The organism is Aeromonas sp. SER (assembly GCF_038739615.1).
In the GTDB taxonomy this organism is placed as follows: domain Bacteria; phylum Pseudomonadota; class Gammaproteobacteria; order Enterobacterales; family Aeromonadaceae; genus Aeromonas; species Aeromonas jandaei.
In genome coordinates, this window is the sequence record NZ_JBCGFC010000001.1 from 73,842 (window position 1) to 88,746 (window position 14,905).

Here is a 14,905-nt window from a genome sequence, read left to right on the forward strand (position 1 = left end):
TCGCCAACTCAGATTCATCATGAAACCTGTTAAGGAGCAAGCGCTTGTTTGACCGTTATGAAGCTGGCGAACAGGCCGTTCTGGTGCACGTCAACTTCAGTGATGAGGGGGAGCGGGAGGATCTGGAAGAGCTCAAGATGCTGGTGAGCTCGGCTGGCGTCAATGCACTGGGTGTCATCACCACCAGCCGCAGTGCGCCCAGCGCCAAGTATTTTGTCGGCAGTGGCAAGGCTGAAGAGATTGCGTACCAGGTCCAGATGCTGGATGCCGACGTCGTCATCTTCAACCATGCCCTGACCCCTGCCCAGGAGCGTAACCTGGAGCGTCTGTTCCAGTGCCGGGTAGTGGATCGCACCGGTCTGATCCTCGATATCTTCGCCCAGCGCGCCCGTACCCATGAAGGTAAACTGCAGGTCGAACTGGCCCAGTTGCGTCATCTTTCTACCCGTTTGGTTCGAGGCTGGACCCACCTTGAACGTCAAAAAGGCGGGATCGGCTTGCGCGGCCCGGGTGAAACCCAGCTTGAAACCGACCGACGCCTGTTGCGCGAGCGCATCAAGGCGATTTTGCGCAGGCTCGACAAGGTGGCCAAACAGCGGGAGCAGGGGCGACGTGCCCGCAACCGCAATGAAGTACCGACAGTATCTCTGGTTGGTTACACAAACGCCGGAAAGTCTACTTTGTTCAACCAACTTACAGCTGCCAGCGTGTATGCTGCCGACCAGTTGTTCGCAACCCTTGATCCGACGCTGCGTAAACTGGTGATCCGGGATGTGGGCGATGTGATTTTGGCCGACACGGTTGGATTTATTCGACACTTGCCCCATGATCTGGTCGCAGCGTTCAAGGCGACCCTGCAGGAGACCCGCGAAGCGGACCTGCTGCTCCATGTGGTGGATTGTGCCGATGAGCAGATGCAGGAGAATATCGACTCCGTGCAACAGGTGCTGGCTGAAATCGAGGCGGATGACCGTCCCCAGCTAATGATCTGCAACAAGATCGACAAGCTGGCTGATCGCCCGGCGGGTCTGGAGCGGGATGATGAGGGGCGTCCGCTGCGGGTCTGGCTGTCTGCCCAGACTGGCGAGGGGTGTGAGTTTCTGTTTGCGGCGCTGACCGAATTGCTGGCTGGCTCCATGGTGCACCACACCCTGCAACTGCCGCCTTCTGCTGCGAGATTGCGCAGTGCGCTCTATCAGCTGAAAGGGATCGAGCAGGAAGGTTTTAGCGAGGAAGGGGATTTTGTGCTGAAAGTCCGCCTGCAACTGGCTGACTGGAACCGCCTCGTGAAACAGGAAGGTGAGAATTTACAACGCTTTATCAGGCATTGAACCGTTGATGAGGATAACCGCTTAGCGGCTTCGTCAACGAGCAGTGACCCGATAGAGATGATATCCATCTGCATGTATTAATGGAGACGCTGATGGCTTGGAATGAGCCTGGTAACAACGGCAAAGACCGTGACCCCTGGGGGAATAACGGCAAGAATCAGGGGCCCCCTGATCTGGACGAGATGCTGCGCAAGATGAGTCGTCGCTTTGGCGGCCTGTTTGGCAGTGGCAAATCTGGCGGCGATGTAGGCCGCTTTGGTATCTCCATCGCGCTGGTTGTCGCCGTGGTGGTATGGGTCGTTAGCGGCTTCTATACCATTCGCGAAGCCGAGCGTGGTGCAGTGCTGCGCTTTGGCAAGTTTTCCCATATCGTCGAGCCGGGCCTGCGCTGGAAGCCGACTTTCATCGATCAGGTGATCCCGGTGGACGTTGAGTCCGTGCGTTCCCTGCCTGCGTCCGGCTTTATGCTGACCCAGGACGAGAACGTGGTACGGGTCGAGATGGACGTGCAGTATCGTGTCGTCAATCCGGAGCAGTACCTGTTCAGCGTGACCAATGCCGACGAGAGTCTGAGTCAGGCCACCGATAGCGCCCTGCGTTACGTGGTGGGCCACACCAAGATGGATGACGTGCTGACGACCGGTCGTGAAAAAGTGCGTCAGGAGACCTGGCAGGTGATCGATGGCATCATCGAGCCTTACCAGATGGGTCTGCAGATTGTCGACGTCAACTTCCTGCCGGCACGTCCGCCGGAAGAGGTGAAGGATGCCTTCGATGACGCCATCTCCGCTCAGGAAGATGAGCAGCGTTTCATCCGTGAAGCGGAAGCCTATGCCCGTGAAGTCGAGCCCAAGGCCCGTGGTCAGGTGAAGCGTCTGGAGCAGGAAGCCGAAGCGTACAAGTCCCAGATCGTGCTGAAAGCACAGGGTGAAGTGGCCCGTTTCAACGAGTTGCTGCCCCAGTATCAGGCTGCGCCCGAGCTGACTCGCAACCGTATCTACCTGGAAACCATGGAAGAGCTCTATCAGCAGGCCAACAAGGTCATTGTTGATATGCCGGCTGGCAACAACAGCATGATCTATCTGCCGCTCGACAAGCTGACTGGCAAGCCGGCAGCTGCTCAGCAGACTCGTCCTGCGACTGTGCCGGTAGCAGAGCCTGCGCCTGTTTCCAACGAGGGTGCCAACTCCACTCCGATGCCGCTGCGTAGCGGTGACCGCTTCAGCTCAGGGAGAAACTGATAGATGAAAAAGCTAGCTATTGGTGCAATCGCTGTGGCTGCCATGGTCTGCTTCTCCTCTGTCTTTATCGTTGATGAAGGTCAGAAGGGGATCGTGGTGCAGTTTGGCAAGGTGAAGCGGGTTGATTCCGGTGAGCCCCGTCTCTATGAGCCGGGCCTGCACTTCAAGGTGCCGCTCATCGATCAGGTTCGCAAGATGGATGCCCGTATCCAGACCATCGACAGCCAGGCCGACCGTTTCGTCACCTCTGAGAAGAAAGACCTGATCATCGACTCCTATGTGAAGTGGAAGATCGAGGACTTCTCCAAGTACTACCTGGCAACCGGTGGTGGCAACAAGCTGCAGGCAGAAGATCTGCTCAAGCGCAAGATCAACAATGGTCTGCGCTCCGAGATCGGTAACCGCACCATCAAGGACATCGTCTCCGGTGAGCGCAGTACCGTGATGGAAGATGCCCTGAAGAAGATGGCGCGCTCCTCCGAGCTCGGCATCAAGGTGGTAGATGTGCGGATCAAGCAGATCAACCTGCCGGTGGAAGTCTCCAATTCCATCTATCAGCGGATGCGTGCCGAGCGTACTGCGGTGGCCCGTGAGCATCGTTCACAGGGTCGCGAGAAGGCCGAGATCCTGCGCGCCGATATCGACCGTAAGGTAACCGTCATGCTGGCGGATGCCGAGAGTAACGCCCGTCAGTTGCGCGGTGAAGGTGATGCAGAAGCGGCCAAGATCTATGCCGAAAGCTACAAGAAAGACCCCGAGTTTTTCAGCTTCGTGCGTAGTATGGAGGCCTATCGCAAGAGCTTCACCGGCGGTAACGAGCTGATGGTGCTCAAACCTGACAGCGAGTTCTTCCGCTATCTCAAGTCTCCTCACGGCACCAAGCAGTAATCGCCGGAGTTGTCTTGCCAGGGGCCTGCATTGTCAGGCCCTTTTATTTATCTGCCGAACCACCGGAGAAGGTGGTTTTTGACGGGAGAAGGGCACAATGATGACATCCATACTGACAGGGATTGGCTTGTTGCTGCTGTTTGAAGGGCTCGGTCCCTTGTTGATGCCAAAAGGGTGGCAGCAGATGTTGCGGCTGCTGAGCGATCAGCCGGCTGAGCAGCTGCGCCGTATCGGCGGTTCGCTGGTGGTGGCGGGCGCCGTGATCCTCTGGATGGTGAGCCGCTGGTAGCAAACGCATAAACAACAAGAGGCCCATGGGGCCTCTTGTTGTTTATGAAAACAGTGACGGGATCAGGCGCTGCGCTGTACGGCCATGTGGGCCAGTGTTGCCAGAGCCTGCTTGTGCTGGGAGTCCGGCAGAATGGCGAGGGCGGCAATCGCCTTGTCAGCCTCTTCCCGGGCACGCATGCGGGAGTACTCCAGCGCGCCGGTACGATCGAGAATGGCCAGGATCTGGTCGAGGTGTTCCATGCCGTTGCGGTGCTCGATGGCATCGCGCACCAGCTGACGCTCCTCGGGCGAACCCACTTCCATGGCACGCAGCAGCGGCAGGGTCGGTTTGCCTTCGGCCAGATCGTCGCCGACGTTCTTGCCCATCTCTTCGCTTTGAGAGCAGTAGTCCATCACGTCGTCGATGATCTGGAACGCGGTGCCAAGATACTTGCCGTAATCGGTCATTGCCTGCTCGACGGGTTGGGGCTGATGGGTCAGCACGGCGGCGAGGCGTGTCGCGGCTTCAAACAGCTTGGCAGTCTTGCAGTAGATGACCGTCATGTAGCTCTGTTCGGTAGTATCCGGGTCGTTGCAGTTCATCAGCTGCAGCACTTCCCCTTCGGCGATGGTGTTGGTGGCATCGGAGAGGATCTCCATCACCCGCAGGTTGGAGAGCTCGGCCATCATCTGGAAGGAGCGGCTGTAGAGGTAGTCACCCACGAGAACGCTTGCCGCATTGCCAAACAGGGCATTGGCCGTTTCGCGACCGCGGCGCAGGTCGGATTCATCGACCACGTCGTCATGGAGCAGGGTGGAGGTGTGGATAAATTCGATAATGGCGGCCAGTTTCAGGTGATCCTCACCTTCGTAGCCCAAGGCGCGAGCGGCCATCACAGTCAGCATGGGGCGCATCCGCTTGCCGCCAGCACTGACAATATAGAAACCCAGCTGATTGATCAGACTAACGTCGGACTGGAGTCGGGCCAGGATCAGTTCATTGACCGCCGTCATGTCGGCGGCACAGAGCGCACGGATAGTCTGTTGGTCCATAAGTCTCGTAACGTGACAGCAGCAATAACTGCGATTTTTAGTAATGCTGGGGATTCTACACGATTTCACAATGGGTTACAGTTAAGCGTTTATCCACGGCGGCAGATATGCGCACAAAATAAACTTTTTGCGAAAATGGCCTTGCCTGAGCAGATCGATTTGCGTAGAATGCCCGCCCATTGTTATAGGTTTTTGTGCATGTCTGCCTTGAGCAAAGGACATGCCTTTACGGAGTTAATCAAATGTACGCGGTATTCCAAAGCGGCGGAAAACAACACCGTGTGGCCGAAGGTCAAATCGTTCGTCTGGAAAAGCTGAACGTTGAGACTGGCGCTACCATCGACTTCAACGAAGTTCTGATGGTTGCTGCAGGCGACACTTTTAAAGTAGGTGCTCCTTTCGTTGAAGGTGGCAAGGTTGTAGCTGAAGTTGTGGCTCACGGCCGTGGCGAGAAAGTGACTATCGTCAAGTTCCGTCGTCGTAAGCACCACCGTAAGCAAGCGGGCCACCGTCAGTGGTTCACTGAAGTCAAAATCACTGGCATCAGCGCTTAATTAGAGGAGTCCGATAGATGGCACACAAAAAAGCTGGCGGTTCATCCCGCAACGGTCGCGATTCTGAAGCCAAACGCCTGGGCGTGAAGCGCTTCGGCGGCGAAACAGTTCTGGCTGGCAGCATCATCGTTCGTCAGCGCGGCACCAAGTTCCACGCTGGTGAGAACGTTGGTCTGGGCAAGGACCACACCCTGTTCGCTACCGCGAACGGCAAGGTGCAGTTCGAAGTTAAAGGTCCGCTGAACCGTAAGTACGTTAGCATCGTTGCTGAGTAATTACGGACCGCAAGGATCCGAAGCCCCGCCAACAGGCGGGGCTTTTGTTTTTCCGAAATGATGACGAAAAAACGGAACGCAGATGACCCGGGCGCAGAGATGGCTCGGTGAGGCAAGATGCGTATCGCCCGCAGGGGTCTGTACCACTATAATTGCGTATCGGTTTTTCGAATTAAGGTGACGGTTACCTATGAAGTTTGTTGATGAAGTCCAGATTCGAGTCGATGCCGGTGACGGTGGTAACGGTTGTGTAAGCTTTCGCCGTGAAAAATATATTCCCAACGGTGGTCCGGATGGTGGCGATGGTGGTGACGGTGGCGACGTGTATCTGGTTGCCGACGAGAACCTCAACACCCTGATCGACTATCGTTTTGAGCGCTTCCATGCCGCCGAACGTGGCGAGAATGGTCAAAGCGCCAACTGTACCGGTCGCCGCGGCAAGGACAAGATCCTGCGTGTGCCGGTCGGTACCCGTGCGACCGACGAAGATACCGGCGAGCTGCTGGGTGACCTGACTCACCACGAGCAGAAGCTGCTGGTCGCCAAGGGCGGCTTCCACGGTCTTGGCAACACCCGCTTCAAGAGCTCGGTCAACCGCGCGCCGCGCCAGAAGAGCAACGGTACTCCGGGTGAAGTGCGGACCCTGAAGCTGGAGCTGCTGCTGCTGGCCGACGTCGGTATGCTGGGTCTGCCGAACGCCGGCAAGTCCACCTTTATCCGCGCCGTATCAGCCGCTCGTCCGAAAGTGGCTGACTATCCCTTTACTACCCTGGTGCCGAACCTGGGCGTAGTACGTGGCGAGAACTCACGCTCCTTCGTGATCGCCGATATCCCGGGTCTGATCGAGGGGGCCGCCGAAGGTGCGGGCCTCGGGATCCGCTTCCTGAAACACCTCGAGCGCTGCCGCGTATTGATCCATCTGGTGGATATCTGCCCGGTTGATGGTTCCGATCCGGCCGAAAATGCCGTGACCATCGTGCGTGAGCTGGAGAAGTACAGCCCCGAGCTGGCTGGCAAGCCGCGCTGGCTGGTGTTCAACAAGATGGACCTGATCCTGGAAGAAGAGGCTCAGGAGGTGATGGACCGCGTGAAAGCCGCCCTCAACCACGAAGGGCCGGTTTACGCCATCACTGCCATCAGCAAGGAAGGCACCAAGAAGGTCTGCTACGACATTCTGGATCTGCTGGATACCATGCCCCGTCAACTGGAGCAGGATGCCAAAGAGGCGATTGAGAAAGTGGAGTTCAAGTGGGATGACTACCACAAGAACCAGCTGGCCAAGGCTGAAGCGGAAGCGCTGGCCGCCTCCATGGCCTTCGACGAGAGTCTCGATGATGATGACTGGGATGACGAAGATGATGATGGCGTGGAAGTGATCTACGTCCGCGATTGATTTCGCTGTTCTTTGCCAAAAACCGGAGCCTGCAGAGGCTCCGGTTTTTTTATGGCTGGCGCCTGGTCTCTGTACCTGATTAGCTTGGGGTGGGCAGAGTGTTTAGTGAATTAATATTCCGCTAGTTGCCTGTTTATCCGTTCACGCCGGTTTTATTTGGGTATTTATTCGTTAATTAATCTGAAATTGCTTTTTTAATCCATTCTATTGGGATATTCTTGCGCCCCGTTTGGCTGGGTGTGCATGAATATGCGCATTATCCGGCATAAGTTTTAGCTATGTCAGGGCAGTAGATTATGTTGGAAAAGAGTCTGGAAGCGCCTGCGGTCAATACCCGCCGCAATCTGTTGATGTTCTTGATCCCCTCGCTGATCGGGATCCTGTTGTTCATGACTCCGGTACTCTATGATGGGAATGTCACCATTCCGGTAGCCGTGCTGGCCAAGCTGGTTCAGCGGGTGTTTGCCGACTATCTGGTTGCCATGGTCAGCGCGGTGATCACCACCACCATGCTGATGACCGTCGTCGCCTGGTTGTTCAAACCGGCGCTCCTGGTGCGCCGTCCTTTCCTCAATAGCCTGTTCAACGTCTCCCCCTTCTGGGCCTGTGTGCGGGTGCTGGGCGGGATCTTCGTACTGCTGACCTTCTTCCAGACTGGGCCTGAAGTGCTACATTCCGGCGCAACCGGCGGGCTGGTGCTCAAGGATCTGCTGCCAGTGCTGTTTTCCGTCTTTATCTTCGCCGGCCTGCTGTTGCCACTGTTGCTCGATTTCGGGCTGCTGGAGTTCGTCGGCACCATGATGACCCGCATCATGCGCCCGGTGTTCCGGTTGCCGGGTCGCTCCGCAGTTGACTGCTTTGCCTCCTGGTTAGGGGATGGCAGCGTCGGCATTTTGCTCACCAGCAAGCAGTACGAAGGGAAGTTTTATACCCAGCGGGAAGCTGCCGTCATTGGCACCACCTTCTCTGCCGTCTCCATCACCTTCTGCCTGGTGGTGATCTCGCAGGTGAAGCTGGAGCACATGTTTGTTCCCTTCTATCTGACCGTCTGCCTGGCCGGTGTGGTTGCGGCTATCGTGGTACCACGCCTGCCACCGCTCTGCTGGAAGAGGGATGTCTATATCGATGGCACCCCCTTGTGCCGCAAGCAGGAGTCGGTACCGCATCAGCACAGCGTGCTGAGCTATGGTCTCGAGCGTGCATTGACCAAGGCGGAGAAGATGACCGATCTCGGTGCTGTGGTGCGGGAAGGGGTGAAGAACGCGTTGGACATGGTGTTTGGCGTGCTGCCAGTGGTTATGGCGATCGGTACTTGTGCCCTGATGCTGGCTGAACATACCCCCGTCTTCAACTGGCTGGGTGCACCGTTCGTTCCCTTGCTCGAACTGCTGCAGCTGCCGGAGGCAGAAGCGGCTGCCAAGACCATCATGGTCGGGTTTGCCGACATGTTTATCCCGGCTGTGCTGGCGTCCGGCATCGAGAGCGAGATGACCCGCTTCGTCATCGCAGCCATGTCGGTGACCCAGCTTATCTATATGTCTGAAGTGGGGGCACTGCTGCTGGGCAGCAAGATCCCGGTCAAGTTGTGGGAGCTCTTTATTATCTTCCTGATGCGTACCCTGGTGACGCTGCCCGTGATTGCCGGTATGGCCCATCTGCTGTTCTGATACAGACTGCCATAGTCTTAAGGCCACTCCCTGTGGAGTGGCCTTTTGCTATCTGGCGTTTGCCACGGCAGAAAGTGTTCCGTTCGAACATCTCATGGTAGAGTGCCCCTCTGTTAGCAAATTGTGATGCAACGGAGTGTATTTATGTCTGCCATCCCCTATTCCCTGCTCGATCTGGTGCCGGTTGCCGAGGGTTCCCATCCTGCCGAATCGTTCCGCCATTCGCGCGATCTGGCGCAACATGCTGAGCGTTGGGGCTACCGCCGCTACTGGCTGGCTGAACACCACAACATGCCGGGTATTGCCAGTGCCGCGACATCTGTGTTGATCGGCCATCTTGCCGGGGCAACCAGCACCCTACGGATCGGGGCGGGTGGCATCATGCTGCCGAACCACTCGCCGCTGGTCATTGCCGAACAGTTTGGCACCCTGGCTTCTCTCTATCCTGACCGCATCGATCTTGGCCTTGGTCGCGCCCCCGGTACCGATCAGCGCACCATGCGGGCCCTCAGACGCCAACGCAGCGGTGAGGTGGATGACTTCCCGGCCGATGTCCGCGAGCTGATGAGTTACTTTGGCGACGAGATAGGCGCGGTACAGGCAGTACCCGGGCAGGGACTGCATCTGCCAGTCTGGCTGCTGGGCTCCAGCCTCTACAGTGCCCAACTGGCTGCGGCGATGGGCTTGCCGTTCGGTTTTGCCTCCCATTTCGCGCCAGCCATGTTGCTGCAGGCGCTGGAGATCTACCGTATCCAGTACCGTCCCTCTGCTCGCTGGCCCAAGCCTCATGCGGTGGTCTGCATCAACATGATCGCCGCCGACAGCGAGCGGGAGGCGCGCTTCCAGTTCACTACGTTGCAGCAGCAGTTCCTGCGCCTCCATCGTGGTGATGCGGGCAAGCTGCCAGCACCGGTTGCCGAGTTGGGCGAGCAATGGTCGCCGCGCGAGCTGATGGCGATGGAGCAGACCCTTGCCCGCTCTCTGGTTGGCGATCCGGAGCAGATCCGCCATGGCCTCAAGGCGTTGCTGGCGGAAACCCGAGCCGATGAGCTTATGTTCAACGGTCCCATCGTCGATCATCAGGCTCGCTTGCGCTCTTTCGAGATCGCTGCCGGATTGATGCGGGATCTATAAGCTCGCCTCCCCGCATACAAAGGCGCTATCTTGCAGAGAGAGTCTGGTGTCGCCCTGCTGTCCGGTTCTCGCAAACGGGCAGCTGGGGAACTGGATCCCGGATATCGAGCCTTTATCTAATGCACTGAATTAAAAGGAAAGTCAGGTTGGTGTCAGGCTGCTGTCGTGTCGCGTGCCACCCTCCGGCCCCTATGCTGGCTCCGTCAAGCAACCACAAGGAGTTCGAGATGATCGTCAGGAAGTTGAGATTGCAGCGGGGCTGGTCACAGGAGCAGTTGGCCGCCTTTACCGGCCTGAGCGTTCGCACCATTCAGCGGATCGAGCAGGGTCAGCAACCCGGACTGGAATCCCTCAAGGCCCTGGCCGCCGTCTTTGAGCTCGATGTGGCGCAACTGGACGGCACACGGCAACAGGAGCATGAGATGAGAGGGAGTGACACGATGGAACAGGATGGATTGCAGGTATCGGCTGAGGAGCGGGCCGCCATGAAGTATGTGGAGGGGCTCAAGGGCTTCTATCACCATGTCGCCAGCTATCTGCTGGTCATTGGCGGGTTGTTTGTCATCAACTACCTGAGCAACCCGGGTTATATCTGGGCCTGGTGGCCGGCGCTGGGGTGGGGATTGGGGTTGGCGTCCCATGCTATTCGGATATTCGAGCCTTTCAAACTGTTTGGCCCGGAGTGGGAGCGACGCCAGATCGAGAAACGGTTGGGGCGCAAGTTGTAACCAGAGCTGTTGTGGAAAAAGAGAGCCCGGCAAGTTGCCGGGCTCTCTTTTTGGTTCAGGTCTTTGCAACCACTGCCCTAGCTGGCGTGAGTGGGGCAGGGGGTGGCAAAGAGGGCATCATCCTCGTAGCGCCACAGGGTGAGGCTGTTGCCCCAGACACAGCCGGTATCGAGCGCCTTGATATCGCTCTTGCCGGTGTTGCCCATCAGGGCCGCCCAGTGGCCGAACACCAGAATGGGGTCATCCACGTGATGCTCGCGCTGCTCGAACCAGGGACGCAGGCCCGGGGTCGACTCTTTGGGGCCCTTCTTGCATTTGAAGTCGAGCCGTCCATCGAAGTAGCAGAAGCGCATCCGGGTGAAGGTGTTGATGATGTAGCGGTAGCGGTCGATCCCGACCAGATCATCTTTCCAGCCATCCGGCTGATCGCCATACATGTTGTGCAGCAACCACAGGTACTGATCGCCACGCAGCAGGCTCTCTACCTCGCGGGCGCAGTTGCGGGCGGTGCGGGCATCCCACGCCGGGGAGATACCGGCATGCACCATCATGATGGGCAGGTCGGGGTGTTCGGCCAGCAGCGGGCGCTGGCGCAGCCACTCCAGCAGTTCGTCCCGATCCGGCGCATCCATCAGGCTCTGCAGCTTGTCTTTCTTCTTGAGCGGTGCAACACCATTGGCCACCGCCAGCAGGTGCAGGTCGTGGTTACCGAGCACGGTAACGGCACGGTTGCCCAGATCCTTGACGAATCGCAATGTGTTGAGCGAGTCCGGGCCGCGGGCGACCAGATCGCCGCACAGCCAGAGCACGTCATTTTCGGGATCGAACTTGGCAAGATCCAGCAGACGGCGCAAGTCGTCGTAACAGCCCTGGATGTCACCGACAAAACAGTTCGCCATGAAACCTCAGTTGATAATGTTGGGGATGGCCAGCGTGAAGGGGGCGACGGGCGCCTCAAACTGCTGGCCAGAGCCATCTTGCAGGGTGTAACTCCCCTCCATCACTCCGAGCGGTGTCGCCAGCGGCACGCCGCTCTGGTAGCGGTAGGTCTCTCCCTCGGCAATAAGGGGTTGCTCCCCGACCACGCCGGGGCCCGAGACTTCCTGCATCTTGCCATTGGCATCGGTGATGAGCCAGCGCCGGTGCAGCAGCTGCACCGGGCCGGGCCCCAGATTCTCAATCTCGATCAGATAGTGAAACTGGTAGGGGTCTTTGCTATCCGCCACATACGAGGGGTATGGGCGGACAACGATGTGCGGGAGTGCCACCTGATCAGGCCTTTGGCTGATCCGCCAGCCAGTTGGCGATCATGACAAACTGCTCGAGGGAGAGGTTCTCCGGGCGCAGATTGCCATCGATACCAAGCTCGGTCAGCTGGGCGTCGGTGATGAAGTTGGAGAAGCTGTTGCGAATGGTCTTGCGACGCTGGCCGAAGCCCTCGGTGCAGACGCGATTCAGGCAACGGATGTCTTTGGCGACGATGGTCGGGTTCTTGTGCGGCACCAGACGAACCACGGCAGAGTCCACCTTCGGCGCCGGTTTGAAGGCGCCCGGGCCCACTTCCAGTACCGGGATCACCTGGCAGTAGTACTGGGTCATCACGCTCAGACGGCCATAAGCCTTGCTGCCGGGGCCGGCGGCCAGACGCAGGACCACTTCCTTTTGCAGCATGAAGTGCATGTCTTCGACCCGATCTGCGAACTCGCACAGGTGGAAGATGAGCGGAGTGGAGATGTTGTAGGGCAGGTTGCCGAAGATACGCAGCGGCCCCTTGCCTTCACCCATCAGGGTGCTGAAGTCGAAGCGCATGGCATCGGCTTCGATGACGGTGAGCTTCTCCTTCAGGGTCGGGTGCTCGCGCAGGCGCGCCGCCAGATCCCGGTCCAGCTCGACCACGGTCATCTTGTCCATCTGGGCGGCAACCGGCTCGGTCAGCGCGGCCAGACCCGGGCCGATCTCCACCAGGTTTTGGCCCGGCTGCGGATTGATGGCGGCCACGATCTGGTCGATCACGTAGCGATCGTGCAAGAAGTTCTGACCGAAACGCTTACGGGCCGTGTGGCCCATGTGCACCTTACTGCTCATATCTTTTTTTCTCTACCATCTTGATGGCGTGGTTAATCGCGGTGACAAGGCTACCCGAATCGGCCAGGCCCTTGCCTGCCAGATCCAGTGCGGTGCCGTGATCCACCGAAGTGCGGATGAAGGGAAGCCCCAGAGTGATATTGACCGAACTGCCAAAGCCCTTGTATTTGAGCACGGGCAGCCCCTGGTCGTGGTACATGGCGAGTACCGCATCCGCATCCTTGAGGTATTTCTCCTGGAACAGGGTGTCGGCCGGCAACGGGCCGACCAGATCGATCCCCTCCTGACGCAGAGTCGCCAGAGCAGGTTCGATCACGTCAATCTCTTCACGTCCGAGGTGGCCGCCTTCCCCGGCGTGGGGATTGAGGCCGCAGACGTAAATTCGGGGGTTGGCGATGCCAAACTTGGTGGCGAGATCCGCATTGAGGATGCGGATCACCTTGCCGAGGCGATCTTCCGTGATCGCCATCGCCACATAGGCAAGGGGGATATGGGTGGTCGCCAGCGCAACCCGCAGCCCCTCGGTTGCCAGCATCATCACCACATCGGCGGTGTTGGATTGCTGGGCGAAGAACTCGGTATGACCGCTAAACGAGACTCCGGCCTGGTTGATGATCCCCTTGTGTACCGGCCCGGTCACCACGGCGGCAAATTCGCCGCTCATGTTGCCATCGCAGGCGCGCTGCAGGGTTGCCAGCACATAGGCGCCGTTGCCTTCGTTCAGCTCGCCCGGTACCACAGAGGTATCAAGAGAGACAGAACATACCGTCAGGGTACCAGCTCGCTGCGGTTGAGCAGGTTGACTGGCATCATAGGGCTCAAGTTCGATGGGCAGCCCCAGCAGGGCCGCCCGCTCGCGCAGCAATACCGGATCGGCAATGACCACCAACTGATGCGGCCAATCCTGCTGGGCAATCTGCAGCACCAGATCAGGCCCAATCCCGGCCGGTTCGCCCGGGGTGACGGCAAGACGACGGCAGTTCATCAGCTACCGGCGCCTTCGATACGGATGTAGGCCTCATCACGCAGCTCGTCCAGCCACGCCTGGGACTCTTCCACGAAGCGACGGTTGTAGATGAGCTGGTAGGCACGCTGCTCCTGTGCCTTGTCAGTGGCGTCCTGGCTACGGCGATCTTCAACCTGCACGATGTGCCAGCCATGGCTGGTACGGAACGGTGCACTGATTTGGCCCGGCTGCAGGCGGTTGACCATGTCGCGGAACTCGGGCACATAGACGTTGGGATCAGACCAGCCCAGTTCGCCGCCCTGTACTGCAGAGCCCGGATCTTCGGAGTACTTCTCTGCCATGCTGGCGAAGCTTGCCTTGCCGCTCTTGATGTCGTGCAGAATGCCATCCAGCATCCCCTTGGCCTTCTCTTCGCTCAGGATGATGGAGGGCTTGATCAGGATATGGCGAGCCTTCACCTCGGTCAGCATCACCTGCTGCTGCCCCTTGGTATCGAACACCTTGATGATGTGCAGACCGGCACCGGAGCGCAGCGGGCCAACGATGTCGCCCTTCTTGGCGCCCTGTACCGCTTCCGCCATCAGGGTCGGCATCTCTTGCGGGCTCATCCAGCCCCAATCACCACCTTCCAGTGCCTTGGGGCCGTTACTTTCGGCAATGGCCAGTTTGCGGAAGTCGGCACCCTGCTTGAGGGCAGTCAGGATACGCTCGATCTTGCTCTTGGCGGCATCCAGCTGGGCTGCGGTGGGGTTATCCGGCAGGGAGATCTGGATATGGCCGACGTGATATTCGTTCTGTTGCTGACCCTGTTTTTTCAGGATCTCGACCACCTGCTTCACCTCCTGATCGGAGATGTTGATGCGACGGCGTACCTGATTGCGGCGTACCTCGTTCATCAGGATCTCGCGGCGCACCTCTTCCCGATACTGGGCATAGCTCATCCCTTCGCGGGCGAGCTGGGCACGCAGCTGATCCATGGTCATCTTGTTGTCGGCGGCGATCCCCTGGATAGCTTGCTCCAGCTGGGTATCGCTGATCTTGAGGCCCTGGCGATCAGCCAGTTGCAGCTGCAGACTCTCCTGGATCAGGCGATCCAGTGCCTGCTTGCGCAGGGTGGCGTCATCGGGCAGGGACTGGCCGCTCTCCTGAGCGGAGAGCTTTACCTTGTTGACCAGTGCATCCTGTTGACTGGCAAGCACCACGTCCTTGTTGACCACGGCCAGCACCTTGTCCATCAGCTCGGGGGCCGCCAGTGCGGCCTGACTCATGGCGCCAAACATACCCGCGGTCAGCAGGGCAATCAGGGTCTTTTTCATATC

General features: G+C 58.6%; 16 protein-coding genes. 10 read left to right on the forward strand and 6 right to left on the reverse strand.

Going from position 1 to position 14,905, the window contains the following annotated elements:
- The first annotated feature begins 44 nt into the window (after positions 1-44).
- The 4 genes from hflX (at position 45) to AAHA41_RS00390 (ending at position 3,749) form a co-directional block, all read left to right on the forward strand.
- Complete coding sequence (gene hflX / locus AAHA41_RS00375; RefSeq protein ID WP_323070593.1) at positions 45-1,331, forward strand: ribosome rescue GTPase HflX; 1,287 nt, start codon at positions 45-47, stop codon at positions 1,329-1,331.
- A 92-nt stretch (positions 1,332-1,423) separates the two neighbouring features.
- Entirely contained in the window at positions 1,424-2,572 is a 1,149-nt protein-coding gene (hflK, locus tag AAHA41_RS00380) for an FtsH protease activity modulator HflK (protein WP_033114892.1), read from the forward strand.
- Positions 2,573-2,575: 3 nt separating this feature from the next.
- Positions 2,576-3,460, forward strand: a complete 885-nt coding sequence (gene hflC, locus AAHA41_RS00385) for a protease modulator HflC (RefSeq protein WP_041210428.1) — start codon at positions 2,576-2,578, stop codon at positions 3,458-3,460.
- A 97-nt stretch (positions 3,461-3,557) separates the two neighbouring features.
- On the forward strand, positions 3,558-3,749 hold the full coding sequence (locus AAHA41_RS00390; protein ID WP_043851786.1) for a DUF2065 family protein: 192 nt from the start codon (positions 3,558-3,560) through the stop codon (positions 3,747-3,749).
- 62 nt (positions 3,750-3,811) lie between these two features.
- Here the strand turns inward: AAHA41_RS00390 and ispB are convergent, their stop codons facing one another.
- Positions 3,812-4,783 (reverse strand): octaprenyl diphosphate synthase, encoded by a 972-nt coding sequence (gene ispB / locus AAHA41_RS00395; RefSeq protein ID WP_323070592.1) that lies wholly within the window; start codon positions 4,781-4,783, stop codon positions 3,812-3,814.
- A 242-nt stretch (positions 4,784-5,025) separates the two neighbouring features.
- Between ispB and rplU the strand changes: the two genes are divergently transcribed.
- The 6 genes from rplU to AAHA41_RS00425 all read left to right on the forward strand — a co-directional run bounded on the left by rplU (position 5,026) and on the right by AAHA41_RS00425 (position 10,534).
- A complete protein-coding gene (gene rplU / locus AAHA41_RS00400; RefSeq protein WP_005304210.1) occupies positions 5,026-5,337 on the forward strand; it encodes a 50S ribosomal protein L21 in 312 nt (103 codons plus the stop codon).
- Positions 5,338-5,354: 17 nt separating this feature from the next.
- Positions 5,355-5,612 (forward strand): 50S ribosomal protein L27, encoded by a 258-nt coding sequence (rpmA, locus tag AAHA41_RS00405; RefSeq protein ID WP_005304202.1) that lies wholly within the window; start codon positions 5,355-5,357, stop codon positions 5,610-5,612.
- Positions 5,613-5,802: 190 nt separating this feature from the next.
- Positions 5,803-7,005, forward strand: coding sequence for an Obg family GTPase CgtA (gene cgtA / locus AAHA41_RS00410; protein WP_041210430.1), 1,203 nt, complete (start codon positions 5,803-5,805; stop codon positions 7,003-7,005).
- Positions 7,006-7,301: 296 nt separating this feature from the next.
- Complete coding sequence (locus tag AAHA41_RS00415) at positions 7,302-8,672, forward strand: YjiH family protein (protein ID WP_323068474.1); 1,371 nt, start codon at positions 7,302-7,304, stop codon at positions 8,670-8,672.
- A gap of 144 nt (positions 8,673-8,816) precedes the next feature.
- A complete protein-coding gene (locus AAHA41_RS00420; protein ID WP_323068475.1) occupies positions 8,817-9,806 on the forward strand; it encodes a luciferase-like monooxygenase in 990 nt (329 codons plus the stop codon).
- A gap of 227 nt (positions 9,807-10,033) precedes the next feature.
- Positions 10,034-10,534: a 2TM domain-containing protein gene (locus AAHA41_RS00425; protein ID WP_041210433.1), complete on the forward strand. Its 501-nt coding sequence runs from the start codon at positions 10,034-10,036 to the stop codon at positions 10,532-10,534.
- 77 nt (positions 10,535-10,611) lie between these two features.
- Here the strand turns inward: AAHA41_RS00425 and AAHA41_RS00430 are convergent, their stop codons facing one another.
- From AAHA41_RS00430 to surA, 5 genes are read right to left on the reverse strand one after another with little or no spacing between them, the layout of a single operon-like run.
- Positions 10,612-11,433: a symmetrical bis(5'-nucleosyl)-tetraphosphatase gene (locus tag AAHA41_RS00430; protein ID WP_321150493.1), complete on the reverse strand. Its 822-nt coding sequence runs from the start codon at positions 11,431-11,433 to the stop codon at positions 10,612-10,614.
- Between the two features lie 6 nt (positions 11,434-11,439).
- On the reverse strand, positions 11,440-11,802 hold the full coding sequence (gene apaG / locus AAHA41_RS00435) for a Co2+/Mg2+ efflux protein ApaG (protein ID WP_104015625.1): 363 nt from the start codon (positions 11,800-11,802) through the stop codon (positions 11,440-11,442).
- Positions 11,803-11,806: 4 nt separating this feature from the next.
- Positions 11,807-12,619, reverse strand: coding sequence for a 16S rRNA (adenine(1518)-N(6)/adenine(1519)-N(6))-dimethyltransferase RsmA (gene rsmA, locus AAHA41_RS00440; RefSeq protein WP_041210436.1), 813 nt, complete (start codon positions 12,617-12,619; stop codon positions 11,807-11,809).
- Positions 12,609-13,604, reverse strand: a complete 996-nt coding sequence (gene pdxA, locus AAHA41_RS00445; RefSeq protein ID WP_323068477.1) for a 4-hydroxythreonine-4-phosphate dehydrogenase PdxA — start codon at positions 13,602-13,604, stop codon at positions 12,609-12,611. The genes rsmA and pdxA overlap by 11 nt, the downstream gene beginning before the upstream one ends.
- Positions 13,604-14,902 carry a peptidylprolyl isomerase SurA gene (gene surA, locus AAHA41_RS00450; protein ID WP_041210451.1) on the reverse strand — a complete coding sequence of 433 codons (1,299 nt, stop codon included), beginning with the start codon at positions 14,900-14,902 and terminating at the stop codon, positions 13,604-13,606. The genes pdxA and surA overlap by 1 nt, the downstream gene beginning before the upstream one ends.
- Between the last annotated feature and the right edge of the window lie 3 nt (positions 14,903-14,905).